The organism is Mesorhizobium sp. RSR565B (assembly GCF_054719465.1).
The window spans coordinates 5,044,039-5,060,001 of the sequence record NZ_JBTTIE010000001.1; the positions used below are offsets into that span (position 1 = coordinate 5,044,039).

The window sequence follows — 15,963 nt, forward strand, 5'->3', positions numbered from 1 at the left end:
ACGGAAGCCTGTGGTCGGTGGTCATTTGTGCTGGACTGGCATCGCCCGGTCCGGGACAATACATCTCCATCGACTCAAAGCCCTTCGAGCAATTTGATACATCATGGCGGATGACAAACTTCCACGCGATCCCCTGAAGCGCGAAGCAGCGCTCGCTGCTGCGCGCCCTGAGGCACCGGCGCGGCGGTTCATCCATCTGCGCGTGCATTCGGCGTATTCGCTGCTCGAGGGAGCCTTGCAGGTCGCCGCCGTTGTCGGTCATGCCGTCAAGGACGAGTGCCCGGCAATCGCCGTCACCGACACAAACAATCTGTTCGGCGCGCTGGAATTTGCCCAGAAGGCGGTGAAGGAAGGCATCCAGCCGATTATCGGCTGCCAAATCGATCTCGCCTTTTCCGGCGAGACCAGTGACGCACAGCGCGACCGCCGCCGCAACGGGCCGGAGATGAACGCCGTGGTGCTGCTCGCCGCCACTGAGGTTGGCTATAGCAACCTCGTCAGGCTGGTCAGCCAGGTCTATCTGGAGACGCCGCCGGGCGAGCCCGTACATCTGACGTCAGCAATGCTGGAAGGCCATAGCGATGGCCTGATCTGCCTCAGCGGCGGGCCGCGCGGCCCGATCGGCCGGGCGCTGAAGGAGGATCGCCGAGATCTTGCCGAGACGCGGCTTCTGGCACTCAAGGCGCTGTTCGGCGACCGGCTCTATGTCGAACTGGACCGCGTTTCCGGCTATGACCGCGCCATCGAGAAATCATCGGTCGATCTTGCCTATACCCATGATCTGCCGCTGGTCGCCACGAATGAGGCGTTCTTCGCCGCCCGCGACGACTATGACGCGCATGATGCGCTGATCGCCATTGCCGAAGGGTCGGTCGTTGCCGCCGACAACCGCCGCCGCCTGACATCGGACAATTTCCTGCGCAGCCAGGCCGATATGGCAAGGCTGTTTGCCGACCTGCCTGAGGCGATCGACAACACCGTCGAGATCGCCCTGCGCTGTTCCTACTATCCCAAGACCCGCAACCCGATCCTGCCGCGCTTTACCGGCGGCGATGTCGCCGACAATGAGGTGGCGCTGAAGGCCGAGGCCGATGAACTGCGCCGGCAGGCCCATGAAGGTCTCGACGCCCGGCTGGCGGCGCATGGACCCACCGCCGGCTACACGGTCGAACAATACCGCGAGCGGCTCGATTTCGAGCTCTCCATCATCGAGAAGATGAAATTTCCCGGTTACTTCCTGATCGTGGCCGACTTCATCAAATGGGCGAAGGCGCAAGGCATTCCGGTCGGGCCGGGCCGCGGTTCTGGCGCCGGATCGCTGGTCGCTTATTCCACGACCATCACCGATATCGATCCGCTGCGCTTCTCGCTGCTGTTCGAGCGCTTCCTCAACCCCGACCGCGTGTCGATGCCCGACTTCGACATCGACTTCTGCCAGGACCGGCGCGAAGAGGTCATCCGCTACGTCCAGCAGAAATATGGCCGCGACCAGGTGGGACAAATCATCACCTTCGGTACGCTGCAGGCGCGCGCGGTGCTGCGCGACGTCGGCCGCGTGCTGCAAATGCCTTACGGCCAAGTCGACAAGCTCTCCAAAATGGTGCCGCAGAACCCGGCCAATCCGGTCAAGCTGGCGGATGCCATCGCCAACGAGCCGCGCTTTGCCGAGGAGGCCGAGAAGGAGCCAATCGTGCAGACGCTGCTCGATATGGCGCAAAAGCTGGAAGGGCTCTACCGCCACGCTTCGACGCACGCCGCCGGCATCGTCATCGGCGACCGGCCCTTGTCGGAACTGGTGCCGATGTACCGCGATCCGCGCTCCGACATGCCGGTCACCCAGTTCAACATGAAATATGTCGAACAGGCCGGGCTGGTGAAGTTCGACTTCCTCGGCCTGAAGACGCTGACCGTGCTGGAGACGGCGGTGAAGCTGATCCGCCGGCGCGGCATCGAGATCGACCTGGCGACGATCCCGCTCGACGATCCTGAAACCTACGCCATGCTGTCGCGCGGCGAAGTGGTCGGTGTGTTCCAGGTGGAAAGTGCCGGCATGCGCAAGGCGCTGATCGGCATGCGGCCCGACTGCATCGAGGACATCATCGCGCTGGTGGCGCTCTACCGTCCCGGCCCGATGGAGAACATCCCGACCTACAACGCCAGAAAGCATGGCGAAGAGGAGATGGCATCGATCCATCCCAAGATCGACCATCTGGTGAAGGAGACGCAAGGCGTCATCGTCTACCAGGAACAGGTGATGCAGATCGCGCAGGAACTGTCGGGCTATTCGCTCGGCGAAGCCGATCTGCTGCGTCGCGCGATGGGCAAGAAGATCCGCGCCGAAATGGACAAGCAGCGCGAGCGCTTCGTCACCGGTGCGGTCGAACGCGGCGTCGGCAAGCCGCAGGCCGACTTCATCTTCGACCTTCTGGCCAAGTTCGCCGACTACGGCTTCAACAAATCGCACGCGGCCGCCTACGCCGTCGTGTCCTACCAGACCGCCTATCTCAAGGCGCATTACCCCGTCGAGTTCCTGGCGGCGTCGATGACGCTCGACATGGGCAATACCGACAAACTCGCCGATTTCCGCCAGGATGCGCTGCGTCTCGGCATCGAGGTGGTGGCGCCGTCGGTGATGACCAGCTTCCGCAATTTCGAGGTCGGCGAGAACCGCATTTACTATTCGCTGGCGGCCCTCAAGGGCGTCGGCGACGCTGCGGTCGAGCACATCGTCGCCATGCGCGGCGAAAAGCCGTTCAAGAATCTCGCCGATTTCTGTGAAAGGGTCGATCCCAAGATCGTCGGCAAGCGCGTCTTCGAAAGCCTGATCATGGCCGGCGCGCTCGACTGCTTCGGCCACGACCGCGCCCAGATGATGGCCGGCGTCGAACGGATGATGGGGCTGGCTTCGCTGGCGCAGCAGAATGCCATTTCGGGCCAGCACGACATTTTCGGCGCGTCGCTCGGCGCGCAGCAGCAGGCGCTCAATTTGCCGCAGACCGATCCGTGGCTTGCCGCCGACCGGCTGCACCGCGAATTCCAGGTCGTCGGCTTCTATCTCTCGGCGCATCCGCTCGACGAGTACAAGGCGGCCCTGCAGAAGATGCGCGTGCAAAACTGGGGCGAGTTCTCGGCCGCGGTCAAGCGTGGCGCCGCCGCCGGCCGGCTGGCCGGCACGGTCACCACCAAGCAGGAACGCAAGACCCGCACCGGCAACAAGATGGGCGTCATCGCCTTTTCCGACACTTCTGGCCAGTATGAAGCCGTGCTGTTTTCGGAAGGGTTGGCGCAGTATCGCGATCTGCTCGAGCCTGGACGTTCGGTGGTGATCACCGTTTCGGCCGAGGATAGGCCCGAAGGGGTCAATCTGCGCATCCAGACGGTGCAGTCGCTGGAGGATGAGGCCAGCCGCATCCAGAAGGCGCTGCGCATCTTCGTGCGCGATGCGGCTCCGATCGGCATGCTGGCCGGCCAGCTTGCGGTGAAGGGCGAGGGCCAGGTCAGCTTCGTGCTGATCAAGGAGGCCGGGCAAGGTGAGATCGAGATCGAATTGCCCAATCGCTACCGCATCTCGCCGCAGATCGCGTCGGCCATGCGCGCGGTGCCGGGGGTGGTCGAAGTCGAGCTCGTCTAGGCTGCCCTGATATACACGGCAGTCGCATCGACGTCGGCCAGTGCATGACGGCCTAAGAATGCTCTGGGCCTGACATTGCAGCCGATAGGGCCAGCGTGCGGGGCGTGGTTGAACTGACCTTCCTTTGAACCACATGCGTTGAGCAGAAACTTCACAGGAACGCACAATCATGCCCAGCCGCGAACGCGTCGAAGCCTTCCTCAAGGAGGTGGTCGAAGGCAGCCACGTCAAGGCGATCGCCGACTTCTACCATGACGATGCCACCATGCAGGAAAATCTCGGCGTCCCGCGGCGCGGCAAGGAAACACTGATGGCGCATGAGCAGGCAGCACTCGACCGGATCGAGAAGATGCACACCCATCCTGTCCAGACATTCCTGGTCGATGGCGACAATGTCGCCATCCGCTGGACCTTCGACCGTATCGACAAGGCCGGCACCGTGCGCCGGCTGGAAGAGGTGGCCCTGCAGCGCTGGCGTGGTGACCGGATTGCGGAGGAGCGGTTCGTCTACGACACCGCCTCGGCCTGGCGCCTCGTGGGGCCGGACGGCAAGGTGGTGGAGGGCTGACGATCACCGGGGCCACTAGATCATGATGAGATTCGGTTGAAATCTCATCATGATCTAACCCTTTGTTGGAGCATGATCTTTTCCGCAAACCGGCACCCACTTTTTGGGATCATGCTCTAGACGACCCCGGCTGGGACCGTTACGCACTTGGTGATGAAAGCAGCCGAGAAGGACGGATTGCAGCAAAGCTCAGCGATGGCGCGGCTGCGTGACAGGCTGCGCAAGCTCTATCACGGACGCACGCCGGCGGCGTTCCGGTTTCAACTGGTGGCGGTCATCATCGACCTCACCATCGTCGCCTTCTTCGTTGCCACGCCGGTGCTCCAGGACAAGCCGTCATTCCTGTGGCTCGACTATACCGTCGCCGCATTGGTCGCCGCCGACCTGATTGCCCGACTGTTAGCCTCCAACGACATGTTGCGGCTGATGAAACAGCCGACATCCTGGGTCGATGTCTTCATCCTTTTGACGCTGCTGATGCCGACGGCGCTGGCAAATCTGGCGTTCCTGCGCATCCTGCGGCTGTGGTCGCTGTCGCGCAGCGGGTCGCTGTGGCGGCATTTCGAAATGCGTGGCTTGAGGCCCTGGCGCGAGGCGAGCCACGCGGTCATCAACCTGTTGACGTTCCTGTTCGTCATCACCGGCTTCGTCTACACCTTCTTCTTCCGCACCGGCGCCGGCCTCGAAAACTACATTGATGCGCTGTATTTCACCGTTGCCACGGTGACGACGACCGGTTTCGGCGACATCGTGCTGCCGGGGATCGCCGGCAAGCTGACCGCGATCGCCACCATGATCATCGGCATCTCGCTGTTCGTCAGACTGGCGACCGCGATTTTTCGACCCGCCAAGGTGTTCTTTCCCTGTCCGCAGTGCGGACTGCAACGGCATGAGCCGGACGCCGTGCACTGCAAGGCCTGCGGGCATCTTCTCAACATACCGGATGAGGGGAATTGACCGACCGCTACGAGGCCGCGGCCTCAGCCGGCTTTGGCGCCTTGCGCTGCAGGTTGAGCAGATTGCCCATCAGGATCAGCAGGGCGCCGCCGGCTGTAAAGATGTCGATCTGTTCGCTGTAGAGCAGCCAGCCGATCAGCGCTGACAGCGGCACGCGCAGGAAATCCATCGGTGAAATCACCGTAGCGTCGGCATAGGTGAGGGCACGCGCCATGCAGAAATGCGACGACATGCCGGTGAAGGCAATCAGCAGGATCCATGGCCAGAGTTCGAGCGGTGGGTTGCGCCATTCATAAAGCGCCGGGATCAGGCCGACCACCGACTGGATGATCAGCATCCAGAAGATGATGCGCACGACGCTGTCGGTGCGGGTCAGCGACTTGACCAACACCACCGATACGCCAAAGCACACGGCCGCGCCGAGAACGACGAGGTGACCCGGATCCATGGAGCCGACGGCGGGGCGAACGATGACCACCACGCCGATCAGGCCAAGCACGACCGCCGCAATTTTCGGGCGGGAGAGCCTTTCGCCAAGAAACGCCACCGCCAGGATCGCGGTCCAGATCGGCGTGGTGAATTCGACCGATATGAGGACCGCAAGCGGGATCAGCGTCAGCGCATAGAGCCATGCGGCCTGGCCCGTATAGTGGATGACATTGCGAGCGATATGGGCCAACGGGCGCTGCGTGCGCATTGCAGCGAATCCGCCGCTCATCATCACCAGCGGCAACAGGATGAAGAAGCCGATCACCGAGCGCAGTTCCAGCACCTGGAAGACGTTGAGCTCGGCGGTGGTTGCGCGGCCGGCGACCGACATCGCCAGAAACGAGGCGATCGACAGCGCCATCCAGAACGCGGCTTTGGGGATCGATGGGGAAGGTGCCATAGGCGCTATGTCGCAAGCCGGGACTTCTATCGCAACCGTTAGGCCACGCATTCGACTGGGCCAGACCCGTTGCAAAACAGCCATGCTGGACGTGGAACCTGACGCTACGGCAGGCGTTGGTTCCCGGTATTGGCCAATTGCTGGACGCATCGTTTCTTCAACATCAACGGGGGAGAGATTCCGATGAAATCATTCGCGCGGTCTCTGCTAGCCGGCTGCCTGCTAACTGCAAGCGCCACGGCCCATGCCGACGAGGCGAATTTTCTCAGCTCCTTGCAAGGGAATTTCTCCGGCAAGGGGACAGTCAAGGTCACCACCGACGCACCGACGGTGAATGTGTCCTGCACCTTCAATTCCGACGCGACCTCGAGTTCATTGTCGCTTGACGGCAATTGCCGTGGTCTTGTCGTGGTGACGCGCGCCATCAGCGCCAATCTGAAGGCCCGCGGGGCGAAGTATACTGGCGTCTATGTCGGGTCGCGCACCGGGCCGGCACAGCTCGCCGGCAGCCGTTCCGGGAACGCGATCAGTCTCGGCATTCGCTGGGCGGCGGAGGTCAATGGCGATCGCAAGGCGCGGTTGACGGTCGAGAAAACCAGCGGCGACGGAATGCGGTTGACCGTTACCGACGTCGATCCGAAAACCTGCAACAACGTGGTGACGAGCCGCATCGATCTCAAGCGTATCTAAGCCGTCTCACTCCTCGATCGGCTCCGGCGGGTTGGCGTTGCGGCCTTTACCGAAGGTGTAGCCGGTTTCCACCGCCTTCTTGCCGAACTTGTCGCGCAGCGTATCGATGGCGCTTTCGGCCATGGCGCGCTTGCGCGAGCCGACGTCGACGAGATCGGGCGGATCGGCTTTCTCGTCATCCGAGAGATCGCTGACACCGATGCCGAGCAGCCGGTACTTTGTCCCGTCCGCCTCCTTGCGCAACAGCTCGAGACCGGTCTGGAAAATACGGTCGGCCAATCTGGTCGGATCGCCGAGTTGGCGGTTGCGGGTACGCAGCTTGAAATCCTGCGTCTTCAGCTTCAGCACCACGGTGCGCCCGGCAATGCCTGACTTCTTCAGCCGCGCCGAGACCTTTTCCGACAATCCCCTCAGCACTGGAACCAGTTCGCCCATTTCAGCTATGTCGGTGTCGAAAGTGGTTTCGGCCGACACACTTTTCGCATCCTGGTCGGGATCGACACGGCGGTCGTCCTGGCCGCGCGAGAGATGGTAGAGCCGGGTGCCCATCACGCCATAGCGGCGCATAAGATCGGCGCGCTCCATGCGCTGCAACTGGGCGATGCTGCGGATGCCGTCGCGTTCGAGCGTTGCGGCAAAAGCCTTGCCTACGCCCCAGATCAGCGTCACTGGCTGTTCGGCCAGGAAACCCAGCGCCTCGGCTTCGCCGATCACCGAAAAGCCGCGCGGCTTGCGGAAATCGGAGGCAACCTTGGCCAGGAACTTGCAGTAGGAAAGGCCGGCCGAAACGGTGATGCCGATTTCCTTTTCGACGGTCTGCGCAAAGCGCGCCAGCACCACCGCCGGCGGCATGCCGTGCAGGCGCTCGGTGCCGGCAAGGTCGAGAAACGCCTCATCGATGGAGAGCGGCTCGACCAGCGGCGTGAGCGCCTGCATCAAGGCGCGGACATCGCGGCCGACGCGGACGTATTTCTCCATATTGGGCGGGATGACGACCGCTTCCGGACAGGCTTCGAGCGCCTTGAACATCGGCATTGCCGAGCGCACTCCCTTGATGCGGGCGATGTAGCAGGCGGTGGAGACGACGCCGCGCTTGCCGCCGCCGATGATCAGCGGCTTGTCCTTCAGCGCCGGATTGTCGCGCTTTTCGATCGCCGCATAGAAGGCGTCGCAATCGATATGCGCCAGATGCAGCTGGTAGAGCTCGGGATGGCGGGTGAGTCGAGGGCTGCCGCAACGCTCACAGCGCCTGGTATCGCTGCGCTGAAAGGTCAGGCAGTCGCGGCAAAAACCGTGCTCGGGATTGTTGACAGGGGCCGCCATCGCTGCGAACATAAAGAGAACAGATGCAATGGTACGCCAGGACGGAAGCCGCCACAAGCGGTTAGCCGGGAGAGAACTCATGAGCACCACCATAGCGCCGCTGGCGCCTGACCTGTGGGCGGATTTCGAGGATCTTTTTGGCAAGCAGGGCGCCTGTTACGGCTGCTGGTGCACGCATTTCCGGATGGCGCCGGCGGTCCGACGGGCCAGCGACAAGCAGCGCAACAAGGATCATATCAAGGCGCGTATCGAGGCCGGACCGCCGCCGGGGCTTTTGGCTTTCGAGGACGGCATAGCGGTCGGCTGGATGCAGATCGGCCCGCGCGCCGACGTGCCCGAATGGAACAATCGGGGCAGGGGCTCGGCGCCGGTCGATCCAACCGACGCCGTAGATCCCGGCGTCTGGGCCATCTCCTGCTTCTTCATCCGCGCCAGCGCGCGCGGCCGGGGCGTCAGCCACCGCCTGGTCGAGGGCGGCATCGCTTTTGCCCGCCAGAACAAGGCGCGGCTGGTCGAGGCGTGTCCGATCGACGTGTCGCGCGATTCGCGTTCGATCGGACTGTTCGTCGGCTCGTCGCGTGTGTTTGAAAAGGCCGGCTTCGAGCGGCTTGTCGAACGCAAGGCCGGACGGCCGCTGATGCGGCTGGTGTTGTAGTCTAATTACCCGTCGGCGTTTGTTGATGTCCTGTGGAAGCTGTAGGTTGGTTTCATAGCAGACGAACGAAGCGTTCCTTTTTGGTCAAATGGAGAATTTTGTGAACCGTGTCTTGCCGCTTGCTTTCCTTCTCGCCCTCAGCGCTCCTGCCTTTGGCCAGGCTGTCGATGCCCAAGGTGCCAAGCAACTTTCCGATGAGCTCTCTCGCTATGTCGGCAAACAGGCGCTCAATGAAGGCATTTTGAAGATCTCAGCCGAGGAGGGTGCCTACAAGATCACCTTCGATGTGATGGCGCTTGTGGCGAAGATGCCGAAGCAGGATCTGAAGCGGTTCGATTTCCCGCCCGTCACGCTGCGGGTCAAACCGCGCAGCGACGGAGGCTGGGATGTCGCCTCGGATTTCTCTACGACTGGGTCCATCGAGGTAAATGGCCCAAATGGCCTGAACACCGGGCAAATCGTTGTCAAGGATGGCAAGTTCACGGGCGTCTATGACCCGGAACTGGCGGCATTTACCAGCGGCACCAGTTCGATTGCGGGCATGACGATGACGTCGCGCCAAGTCAGTCAATTGACCGATTTGAGCGTGGGGCTGGGCTCTTCCAAATTTGACGCCAGGAAGTCGGCCAACGGCGGCGTCGATCTTAATTTCACACAGGCGATGGCGGACTTCGTCGAAACGGTCAAAATCGATGACCGGTCAATCGCAGCGCTCCGGGCACCGGAGCTCGCTGTGAACGTGACCGCTAAGGCCATTCAGACCAAGCCGCTTCTGGATCTTTTGGCGTTCGCCGTCGCCCATGAGGACGAGGCCCGGCTGAAGGCCGATCAAGCAGAGTTCAAAACGCTTCTGCTCGGTGCGCTGCCGCTATGGGAACGGATCGATGGGACCTACGCATTCAAAAACCTTGCCATTGAAACATATGCCGGCAATTTCGGCGCGGCGCAGCTGAACACCGTTGTCGGCATGGACGGCATCACCAAGGACGGCAAGATCAGCTACGCATTCAAGGTTTCCGGCCTGACAATACCGCAGCAGATGCTGCCCAGTTGGACCGTTGCGTTGCTGCCGACGGATCTCGACCTGAATTTCGGCGGCGCCAACATCGATCTCGACAGTATGGCCAGGAAAACCATCGACACCCTCGATTTCAGCAAGGATCCACCGCTGCCGCCAGATTTCGGCGACGAGATTTCCGCCAATTTCCTGGCCAAGATACCAAAATTCGTTCTCGGGCACAGCACGGTGAAGAACGGCGACATCGAGGTCGCGATGGAGGGCGAAATGACGTTCCCCGGCAAGAAGCCGGATGCGAGCGTGACCGTCGACGTAACCGGCTACGACAAGATCGTTGAAACCTTGCAGGCGGCGGCTAAATCTGACCCGGAGGCCTCGCAGGCTTTCACAGGGGCGCTTGCGATTAAGGGATTCGCCAAGACGCTGCCGGACGGCCGTATCGAATGGGTGATCAACGCCAGGCATGATGGGTCGGTGACGGTCAACGGCGCGATGCTGAAGGGGCCTGATCCGGTCGTGGAAGACAACGCCGATCCGGATGCGATCCCTGGGACAGCAACGAAGCCTTGAGCACTGACCTCGGGGGCGGCTAACTCAGAGTCCCAGCGCGCTAGCAATCTTTGGCGCGGCCTCGTGCCAGTCCTCGACGGAGATGATGTCGTCCGGCACCGGCGGCAGGAAGGCGCGCAGCGAATTGTCGGCCATCAGGTGGAAGAGGTGGGCGTCGGCAACCGAGTTGCGTGCCGAGATGAGATTGGCGGGCTGGTCGTCGACAAAGGCTACCGGCCGCCCTTTGCTACCACGCAACTTAGCCACCGCGGGTCCCTTGGCCATCTCCGTGGTCAACAGCGGATAGGGCAGCCCGAGCGCATCGAGATGAGCGCGGCGGGCGGCGCGATGCCGGTGCGGCATGGCGGTCAAAAGGACGATCTCGACGCGGTCGCTGAGGCTGGCAAGCGCTTGTTCGGCACCGTCGGTAACGCTCTGCCAGTCGGCCTGCGTATCGAAGAAATCTCCGAGAAGTGCCGTCACCTCCGGCTGTTCGATCAGCCGGCCGCTCGCCGTTTCGGCAATGTTGCCGGTGAGACGGAAGGAGGCCAGGGTCAGGCCGAAGCCGCGCGATTTCAGGAAATGCGGAAACGGCCGGATGAATTCGAGCACGACATCGTCGACATCGAGGATCAGCAGAGGCCGGTCGTCGGCTGCAAGTTCGGCGATCTGGCGTGCCGTCTCGGGATCGTCGCTCATATCGAATGCTCATGGTCGTCGCCGCCAAGAGGCAGCGCGCGCAACGCCTTGCCGACTGAGGCCGGCGGAGTGTCGGTTTCCTCGGCAAAGCGCAGCAAGGTCGGCTCGTGGGCGAGGATGAACTGCAGCACGCCGGCAAGGAATCCCGGTTGGGCCGCGGCGCGGCGGATGGCGGACGCCTCGATGCCGGTGAGGGCCAGGAAGCGCGGCAGGAGTTCGGGGTCGGCGGCGACGAAGCCCAGTGCCTTCACGGCAATGGTTTCCGCTTCCTCGCGCATTGACGCTGCGTTTGCCATCACTACTTTCTCGTTGCGGAAATGAGTCTCTTTTCCGCAGTAATCGCAAGCGTCGCCTGCGGCAAGCCACAGCCCCGATCCAATGTGGTTTTCGAGGTGGAATCCGAATGGCTTTTGCCGCTTCGAGTTTCCATTTCGTCAATCATATTGCCTTAAGAGTGGGCGAGGGTTTGGTGTGCTTCGACAAGGGCGCATAGCGGCAGGGCTTCGGGCAGAAGCCTGGCCGGGACGGGAAATCGATGCCTAAGAAGGTCATGATCGTCGAGGACAACGAGCTCAATATGAAGCTCTTTCGCGACCTCATCGAAGCCAGCGGTTATGAAACGGTGCGCACGCGCAACGGGCTCGAGGCGCTCGATCTGGCGCGCCAGCACAGGCCCGACCTGATCCTGATGGACATCCAGCTGCCCGAAGTGTCGGGGCTGGAAGTGACGAAATGGCTGAAGGAGGACGACGACCTCCATTCCATTCCGGTCATCGCCGTCACCGCCTTCGCCATGAAGGGCGACGAGGAACGCATTCGCCAGGGCGGTTGCGAGGCCTACATCTCCAAGCCGATCTCGGTGCCGCGTTTCATCGAGACCATCAAATCCTATCTCGGTGATGCCTGATGCCTTCAGCCGGAGCCTTGTGACATGACCGCGCGGATCCTCGTCGTCGACGACATCCCTGCCAATGTCAAACTTCTCGAGGTTCGGCTGCTGGCCGAATATTTCGAGGTGTTGACGGCCTCCAACGGGCCGGACGCGATCGAGATCTGCGAAAACGGCAAGGTCGATGTCGTGCTGCTCGACGTGATGATGCCCGGCATGGACGGGTTCGAGGTCTGCAAGCGGCTGAAAAGCGATCCGGCGACCGCGCATATACCGGTGGTCATGGTGACCGCGCTGGGCCACGTTGCCGACCGGGTGCGCGGCCTCGAGGCAGGCGCCGACGACTTTCTCACCAAGCCGGTCAACGATCTGCAGCTGATGACGCGGGTGAAGAGCCTGGTCAGGCTGAAGTCGCTGACCGACGAGCTGCGGCTGCGCGCATCGACCACCCGCAACATCGGCATCGATGCGCTGTTGAGCCGCAGCTTCGCGTCGGAGGACGCCACGCCGAAGGTGCTATTGATCGACGAGCGCAAATCGTCGGTTGAGCGCATCCAGAAAATGCTGCGCGGCAGCGCCGAGCTCGACATTGCGACCGATCCGCATGCCGGCTTCTTCCAAGCCGCCGAGGCGCTCTATGAGTGCGTGCTGATCTCGACCGGTTTTGCCGATTTCGATCCGCTGCGGTTGTGTTCGCAATTTCGTTCGCTCGACCGCACCCGCTTCCTGCCGATCATCCTGATTGCCGATGGAGGCGAGGAGGGGCGCATCATTCGCGGGCTCGAGCTCGGCATCAACGACTATCTGATGCGGCCGATCGACCAGCAGGAGCTGACGGCGCGGCTGCGCACGCAGGTGCGCCGCAAGCGCTACAACGACCAGCTGCGCGCCAGTGTCACCCAGACCATCGAGATGGCGGTGACCGACGCGTTGACCGGGCTGCACAACCGCCGCTACCTCGACAGCCATTTGCAGACGCTGTTCGACCGCGCCGTGGCGCGGCGGCGGCCTCTGTCGGTGATGATCACCGATCTCGACCGCTTCAAGACCGTCAATGACTCGCATGGCCATGATGGCGGCGACGATGTGCTGCGCGAGTTCGCAAGGCGGCTGCGCAAGAACGTCAGGGGCATCGACCTTGCCTGCCGCTTCGGCGGCGAGGAATTCGTCGTTGTGATGCCGGACACGGACGGCACGGTGGCGGAGAAGGTTGCCGAGCGCATTCGCGCCGAAATCGCCCAGCTGCCGTTTGCCATCGGTCCTGACGGCAAGGCGATCGAAGTCACGGTCAGCGTCGGCGTGTCATCGGTTCTGAAGGGCGCGGACACGGTCGCGGCGTTGATGAAACGTGCCGACGTGGCGCTCTACGAAGCCAAAAGTGGCGGCCGCAACCGGGTCGTCGCCAAGGCAGCGTAGGCTAGACCACCGATTATGCAGTCAATCGGACAGGGTTAGGAATTTACCTTAATCCAAGCGATTCGGCAGGCTTGGTTAAGAAACTATTGATTTTCAAACATTGTTGCGCAAATGTGCGGTGCAAGAACAAGGGCGATGCGGGCACGAGGGTAGACAGCCGCATCGCTTCGCCGAATACCCCATGATGCTCAGGTCCGCCGCATCTCCTGGGTCCGTGGGGTCGGCCGGCCGGCGCTGGCACATAGTGGCCTCCTCGTACCGCTGCCATACGCCGACCGGCCCCCTTTTTTGCCAAAACATGAGATGAGCACTTCGCGCCAAACAGCGGAGGGTTCTGGCTTTTCGGGGCCTTGAATCAAAAACGCCGCCCGAAGGGGCGGCGCTTTTGACAGAGCGTATGAAAACCAGATTACTTGATCTTGGTTTCCTTGAACTCGACATGCTTCTTGGCGACCGGGTCGTATTTGCGGAACGACAGCTTGTCGGTCTTGGTACGGCTGTTCTTGCTGGTCACGTAGAAGAAACCGGTGTCGGCGGTCGACAGAAGCTTGATCTTGATGTTTGCGGCTTTGGCCATTGTATCAGTCCGTTATGTTCGTGGGGTTTTGGCCGCTGGAGCGGGGGAAAACACCCGGACGCGGGAAACTTGGCGCGACACATAAAGAACGTGCCCGGAAAGTCAAGCCCGACGCCTTGCCATGTCGTAAGCACATGAGTTGTCCGGATTAGGTAGCACATGGTTGTCCGGTTTTATCACCGGCTCGATGGAGGCTGAGGCTCAGGGCGTTCGAATCTTGAAAAGCCAAGCAATTGGCTTTTCGTCCGCTACGAGGCCGCTTCTCACCCCACAAGGAGAGAAGGTAAGGTCGCTGTTGCTCGCCCTCTGCGGGGCCGGATTTCTAGGCTTCTTCCTTAACTGGAAGCGCTTTCTTCCAGTCCCCGGTGGTGTTCCACCGGCGATTCGGATTGGCGCGGTCGTCCAGGCCCTTGGAGCGGCTGGCGAGGATTGGCTGGATGCGGATCACCGGCTCCTGGTAGGAATGCGCCTGGAAAATCGCCTCGACGACGCGGGCGGCGAGCGCCTGGTCGTCGGGCAACTCGAACGAGACCTCGACGGTGCCGGGGCGGCGGCGCAGTTCGGTTTCGACGCCGGCGGCTGCACCTTCCAGCGGCCGGTAGCGTTCGATGCCGTGCGCCGTTTGATAGGCGTTGCGATCGTATTTTCCCATCGCCAGCGGCGCGATCGCGACCACGGCGTCCATGATGCGGTCGACATCGGCTGCCGGGGCCTGGAAGCTGACAAGCAGCAGAAGCGTCATGCGCAGAGATGTGGTTTCAAAGCCGCTGTCGATCATCGCCGTATCCTCAAACTCGGGTTTTTTGGGACACCCTTTTAGCTGAGGTCTCCTGACACGGTTCTGTCAGCAGCGGCGACATCCCGTCAGGATTGCGCAGGCTGGCGACGGACAGGCTACCAGATCTTGCGGACCAGCCTGGCGCTGACCAAGGCGATATAGGCGGCAAAGAACAGGCCGAGCGACCAGCCGAAGCCGGAGGGCCCGAAGGCATCCATGCCGATGCCGATCGCCTGCGGGCCAAGCACCATGCCGACGCCGTAGCAGAGCACGAAGGCGGCATTGGCCGAGGCCAGTTCATGGCCGGAGAGCTGCGAGCCCAGATGGGCAAGGCCGATCGTGTACATGGCGGCCACCACGCCGCCCCAGACGAACAGAAGCGCCGCCATCAGGTGCCAATTGCCGGCGGAGAACGGCATGAAGATGGTGCCGGCAAGTCCGACCGTGGCACAGGCCAAAAGCAGATAGCGGCGGTCTGAGACGCGGTCGCTGATCATGCCGATAGGGATCTGCAACAGCACGTTGCCGAGGCCGATCATGGTGAGCAGGAGGGCTGCATCCGCCTCGGAATAGCCGATGCGGTTGCCATAGACGGGGAACAGCGCAAAGCCGCCGGTCTCGACGGCGCCGAACACCAGCACGGCGGCGGTCGCTGTCGGCACCAGCCAGATGTAGCGCAGGAAGTTGCTGGTTTCGCCGTCAACCACGATTGTGGGACTTTCATTCCGTGCGGCCAGCACCGGGATTGCGGCCAGCGCGACCAGGACGATGATGACGCCAAACGGCAAGAAGCCGGTGCTGCCGATATGGGCGAAGATCCATGGCCCGGCGGCGAAGCCGAGCGACAGCACTGTGGCGTAGATGCCGAGCACCAGGCCGCGCCGGCGCGGCGGCGCCGAGGTGCTGATCCAGAATTCCGACAGGATGAACAGCACCGTCAGCGCGATGTGCAGCACGACGCGTAGTGGGAACCACATCCAGAAGTCCGGCGCGAAGTGGAAGCCGACAAAGGCGAGCGCGCCGGCGGCGATCATGGCGATCATCGTCCAGGCGACGCCGAAGCGCATCGCCAGCGGCGTGGCCAGCGGGGCGCCGGCGATCGAGGCAAGGCCGGCGACCGCGGTGTTGAGGCCGATCATCGATGCCGAGTGGCCGCGGCTCTCGAGAATAACGCTGAGCAGCGGCATGCCGAGGCCTATGGCGATGCCGACGACGCTGATCGACGAGATCGCGGCGATCATCGGTAGCCAATGTACGCGCTCGTCGCCCTCTTGCTGGGTATCGACCGTCATGTGATGCCTGAATACTCTGTCTGTTTGATATT

15 protein-coding genes are annotated in these 15,963 nt (G+C 62.3%); 8 read left to right on the forward strand and 7 right to left on the reverse strand.

Annotated elements, in window-relative coordinates; translation table 11 throughout:
* Nucleotides 1–103 precede the first annotated feature (103 nt).
* From dnaE to ACYG9R_RS24165, 3 genes are all read left to right on the forward strand, one after another.
* Nucleotides 104–3,631, forward strand: coding sequence for a DNA polymerase III subunit alpha (gene dnaE / locus ACYG9R_RS24155; protein WP_023822979.1), 3,528 nt, complete (start codon nucleotides 104–106; stop codon nucleotides 3,629–3,631).
* A 169-nt stretch (nucleotides 3,632–3,800) separates the two neighbouring features.
* On the forward strand, nucleotides 3,801–4,199 hold the full coding sequence (locus ACYG9R_RS24160) for a nuclear transport factor 2 family protein (RefSeq protein ID WP_023710634.1): 399 nt from the start codon (nucleotides 3,801–3,803) through the stop codon (nucleotides 4,197–4,199).
* Nucleotides 4,200–4,352: 153 nt separating this feature from the next.
* Entirely contained in the window at nucleotides 4,353–5,156 is an 804-nt protein-coding gene (locus ACYG9R_RS24165; RefSeq protein WP_023710633.1) for a potassium channel family protein, read from the forward strand.
* Nucleotides 5,157–5,163: 7 nt separating this feature from the next.
* Here the strand turns inward: ACYG9R_RS24165 and ACYG9R_RS24170 are convergent, their stop codons facing one another.
* Nucleotides 5,164–6,045, reverse strand: coding sequence for a DMT family transporter (locus tag ACYG9R_RS24170; protein ID WP_023822978.1), 882 nt, complete (start codon nucleotides 6,043–6,045; stop codon nucleotides 5,164–5,166).
* A gap of 183 nt (nucleotides 6,046–6,228) precedes the next feature.
* On the opposite strand from ACYG9R_RS24170, the gene ACYG9R_RS24175 reads away from it, so the two are divergent.
* A complete protein-coding gene (locus ACYG9R_RS24175; protein WP_023822977.1) occupies nucleotides 6,229–6,735 on the forward strand; it encodes a hypothetical protein in 507 nt (168 codons plus the stop codon).
* Between the two features lie 6 nt (nucleotides 6,736–6,741).
* Here ACYG9R_RS24175 and ACYG9R_RS24180 read toward each other — a convergent pair whose 3' ends face one another.
* A complete protein-coding gene (locus ACYG9R_RS24180; protein WP_023734461.1) occupies nucleotides 6,742–8,070 on the reverse strand; it encodes a DNA polymerase IV in 1,329 nt (442 codons plus the stop codon).
* A gap of 67 nt (nucleotides 8,071–8,137) precedes the next feature.
* Between ACYG9R_RS24180 and ACYG9R_RS24185 the strand changes: the two genes are divergently transcribed.
* Together ACYG9R_RS24185 and ACYG9R_RS24190 are read left to right on the forward strand one after the other, a co-directional pair.
* A complete protein-coding gene (locus tag ACYG9R_RS24185) occupies nucleotides 8,138–8,713 on the forward strand; it encodes a GNAT family N-acetyltransferase (protein WP_023822976.1) in 576 nt (191 codons plus the stop codon).
* A 100-nt stretch (nucleotides 8,714–8,813) separates the two neighbouring features.
* Nucleotides 8,814–10,301, forward strand: coding sequence for a hypothetical protein (locus tag ACYG9R_RS24190; protein WP_023822975.1), 1,488 nt, complete (start codon nucleotides 8,814–8,816; stop codon nucleotides 10,299–10,301).
* Nucleotides 10,302–10,325: 24 nt separating this feature from the next.
* On the opposite strand, the gene ACYG9R_RS24195 is transcribed toward ACYG9R_RS24190, so the two are convergent.
* Together ACYG9R_RS24195 and ACYG9R_RS24200 are read right to left on the reverse strand one after the other, a co-directional pair.
* The gene (locus tag ACYG9R_RS24195) at nucleotides 10,326–10,979 is read right to left on the reverse strand and encodes a hypothetical protein (protein WP_023822974.1); all 654 of its coding nucleotides are present in this window, start codon (nucleotides 10,977–10,979) and stop codon (nucleotides 10,326–10,328) included.
* A complete protein-coding gene (locus ACYG9R_RS24200) occupies nucleotides 10,976–11,275 on the reverse strand; it encodes a DUF3572 domain-containing protein (protein WP_023822973.1) in 300 nt (99 codons plus the stop codon). The genes ACYG9R_RS24195 and ACYG9R_RS24200 overlap by 4 nt, the downstream gene beginning before the upstream one ends.
* A gap of 239 nt (nucleotides 11,276–11,514) precedes the next feature.
* On the opposite strand from ACYG9R_RS24200, the gene ACYG9R_RS24205 reads away from it, so the two are divergent.
* Both ACYG9R_RS24205 and ACYG9R_RS24210 read left to right on the forward strand, forming a co-directional pair.
* On the forward strand, nucleotides 11,515–11,886 hold the full coding sequence (locus ACYG9R_RS24205; protein WP_023667574.1) for a response regulator: 372 nt from the start codon (nucleotides 11,515–11,517) through the stop codon (nucleotides 11,884–11,886).
* Between the two features lie 24 nt (nucleotides 11,887–11,910).
* Nucleotides 11,911–13,284, forward strand: a complete 1,374-nt coding sequence (locus ACYG9R_RS24210) for a PleD family two-component system response regulator (protein ID WP_023822972.1) — start codon at nucleotides 11,911–11,913, stop codon at nucleotides 13,282–13,284.
* A 409-nt stretch (nucleotides 13,285–13,693) separates the two neighbouring features.
* Here the strand turns inward: ACYG9R_RS24210 and rpmG are convergent, their stop codons facing one another.
* The 3 genes from rpmG to ACYG9R_RS24225 form a co-directional block, all read right to left on the reverse strand.
* A complete protein-coding gene (gene rpmG / locus ACYG9R_RS24215; RefSeq protein WP_006201775.1) occupies nucleotides 13,694–13,861 on the reverse strand; it encodes a 50S ribosomal protein L33 in 168 nt (55 codons plus the stop codon).
* Between the two features lie 322 nt (nucleotides 13,862–14,183).
* Nucleotides 14,184–14,639 (reverse strand): YqfO family protein, encoded by a 456-nt coding sequence (locus tag ACYG9R_RS24220; protein ID WP_023681571.1) that lies wholly within the window; start codon nucleotides 14,637–14,639, stop codon nucleotides 14,184–14,186.
* A 116-nt stretch (nucleotides 14,640–14,755) separates the two neighbouring features.
* On the reverse strand, nucleotides 14,756–15,931 hold the full coding sequence (locus tag ACYG9R_RS24225) for an MFS transporter (protein WP_023822971.1): 1,176 nt from the start codon (nucleotides 15,929–15,931) through the stop codon (nucleotides 14,756–14,758).
* Between the last annotated feature and the right edge of the window lie 32 nt (nucleotides 15,932–15,963).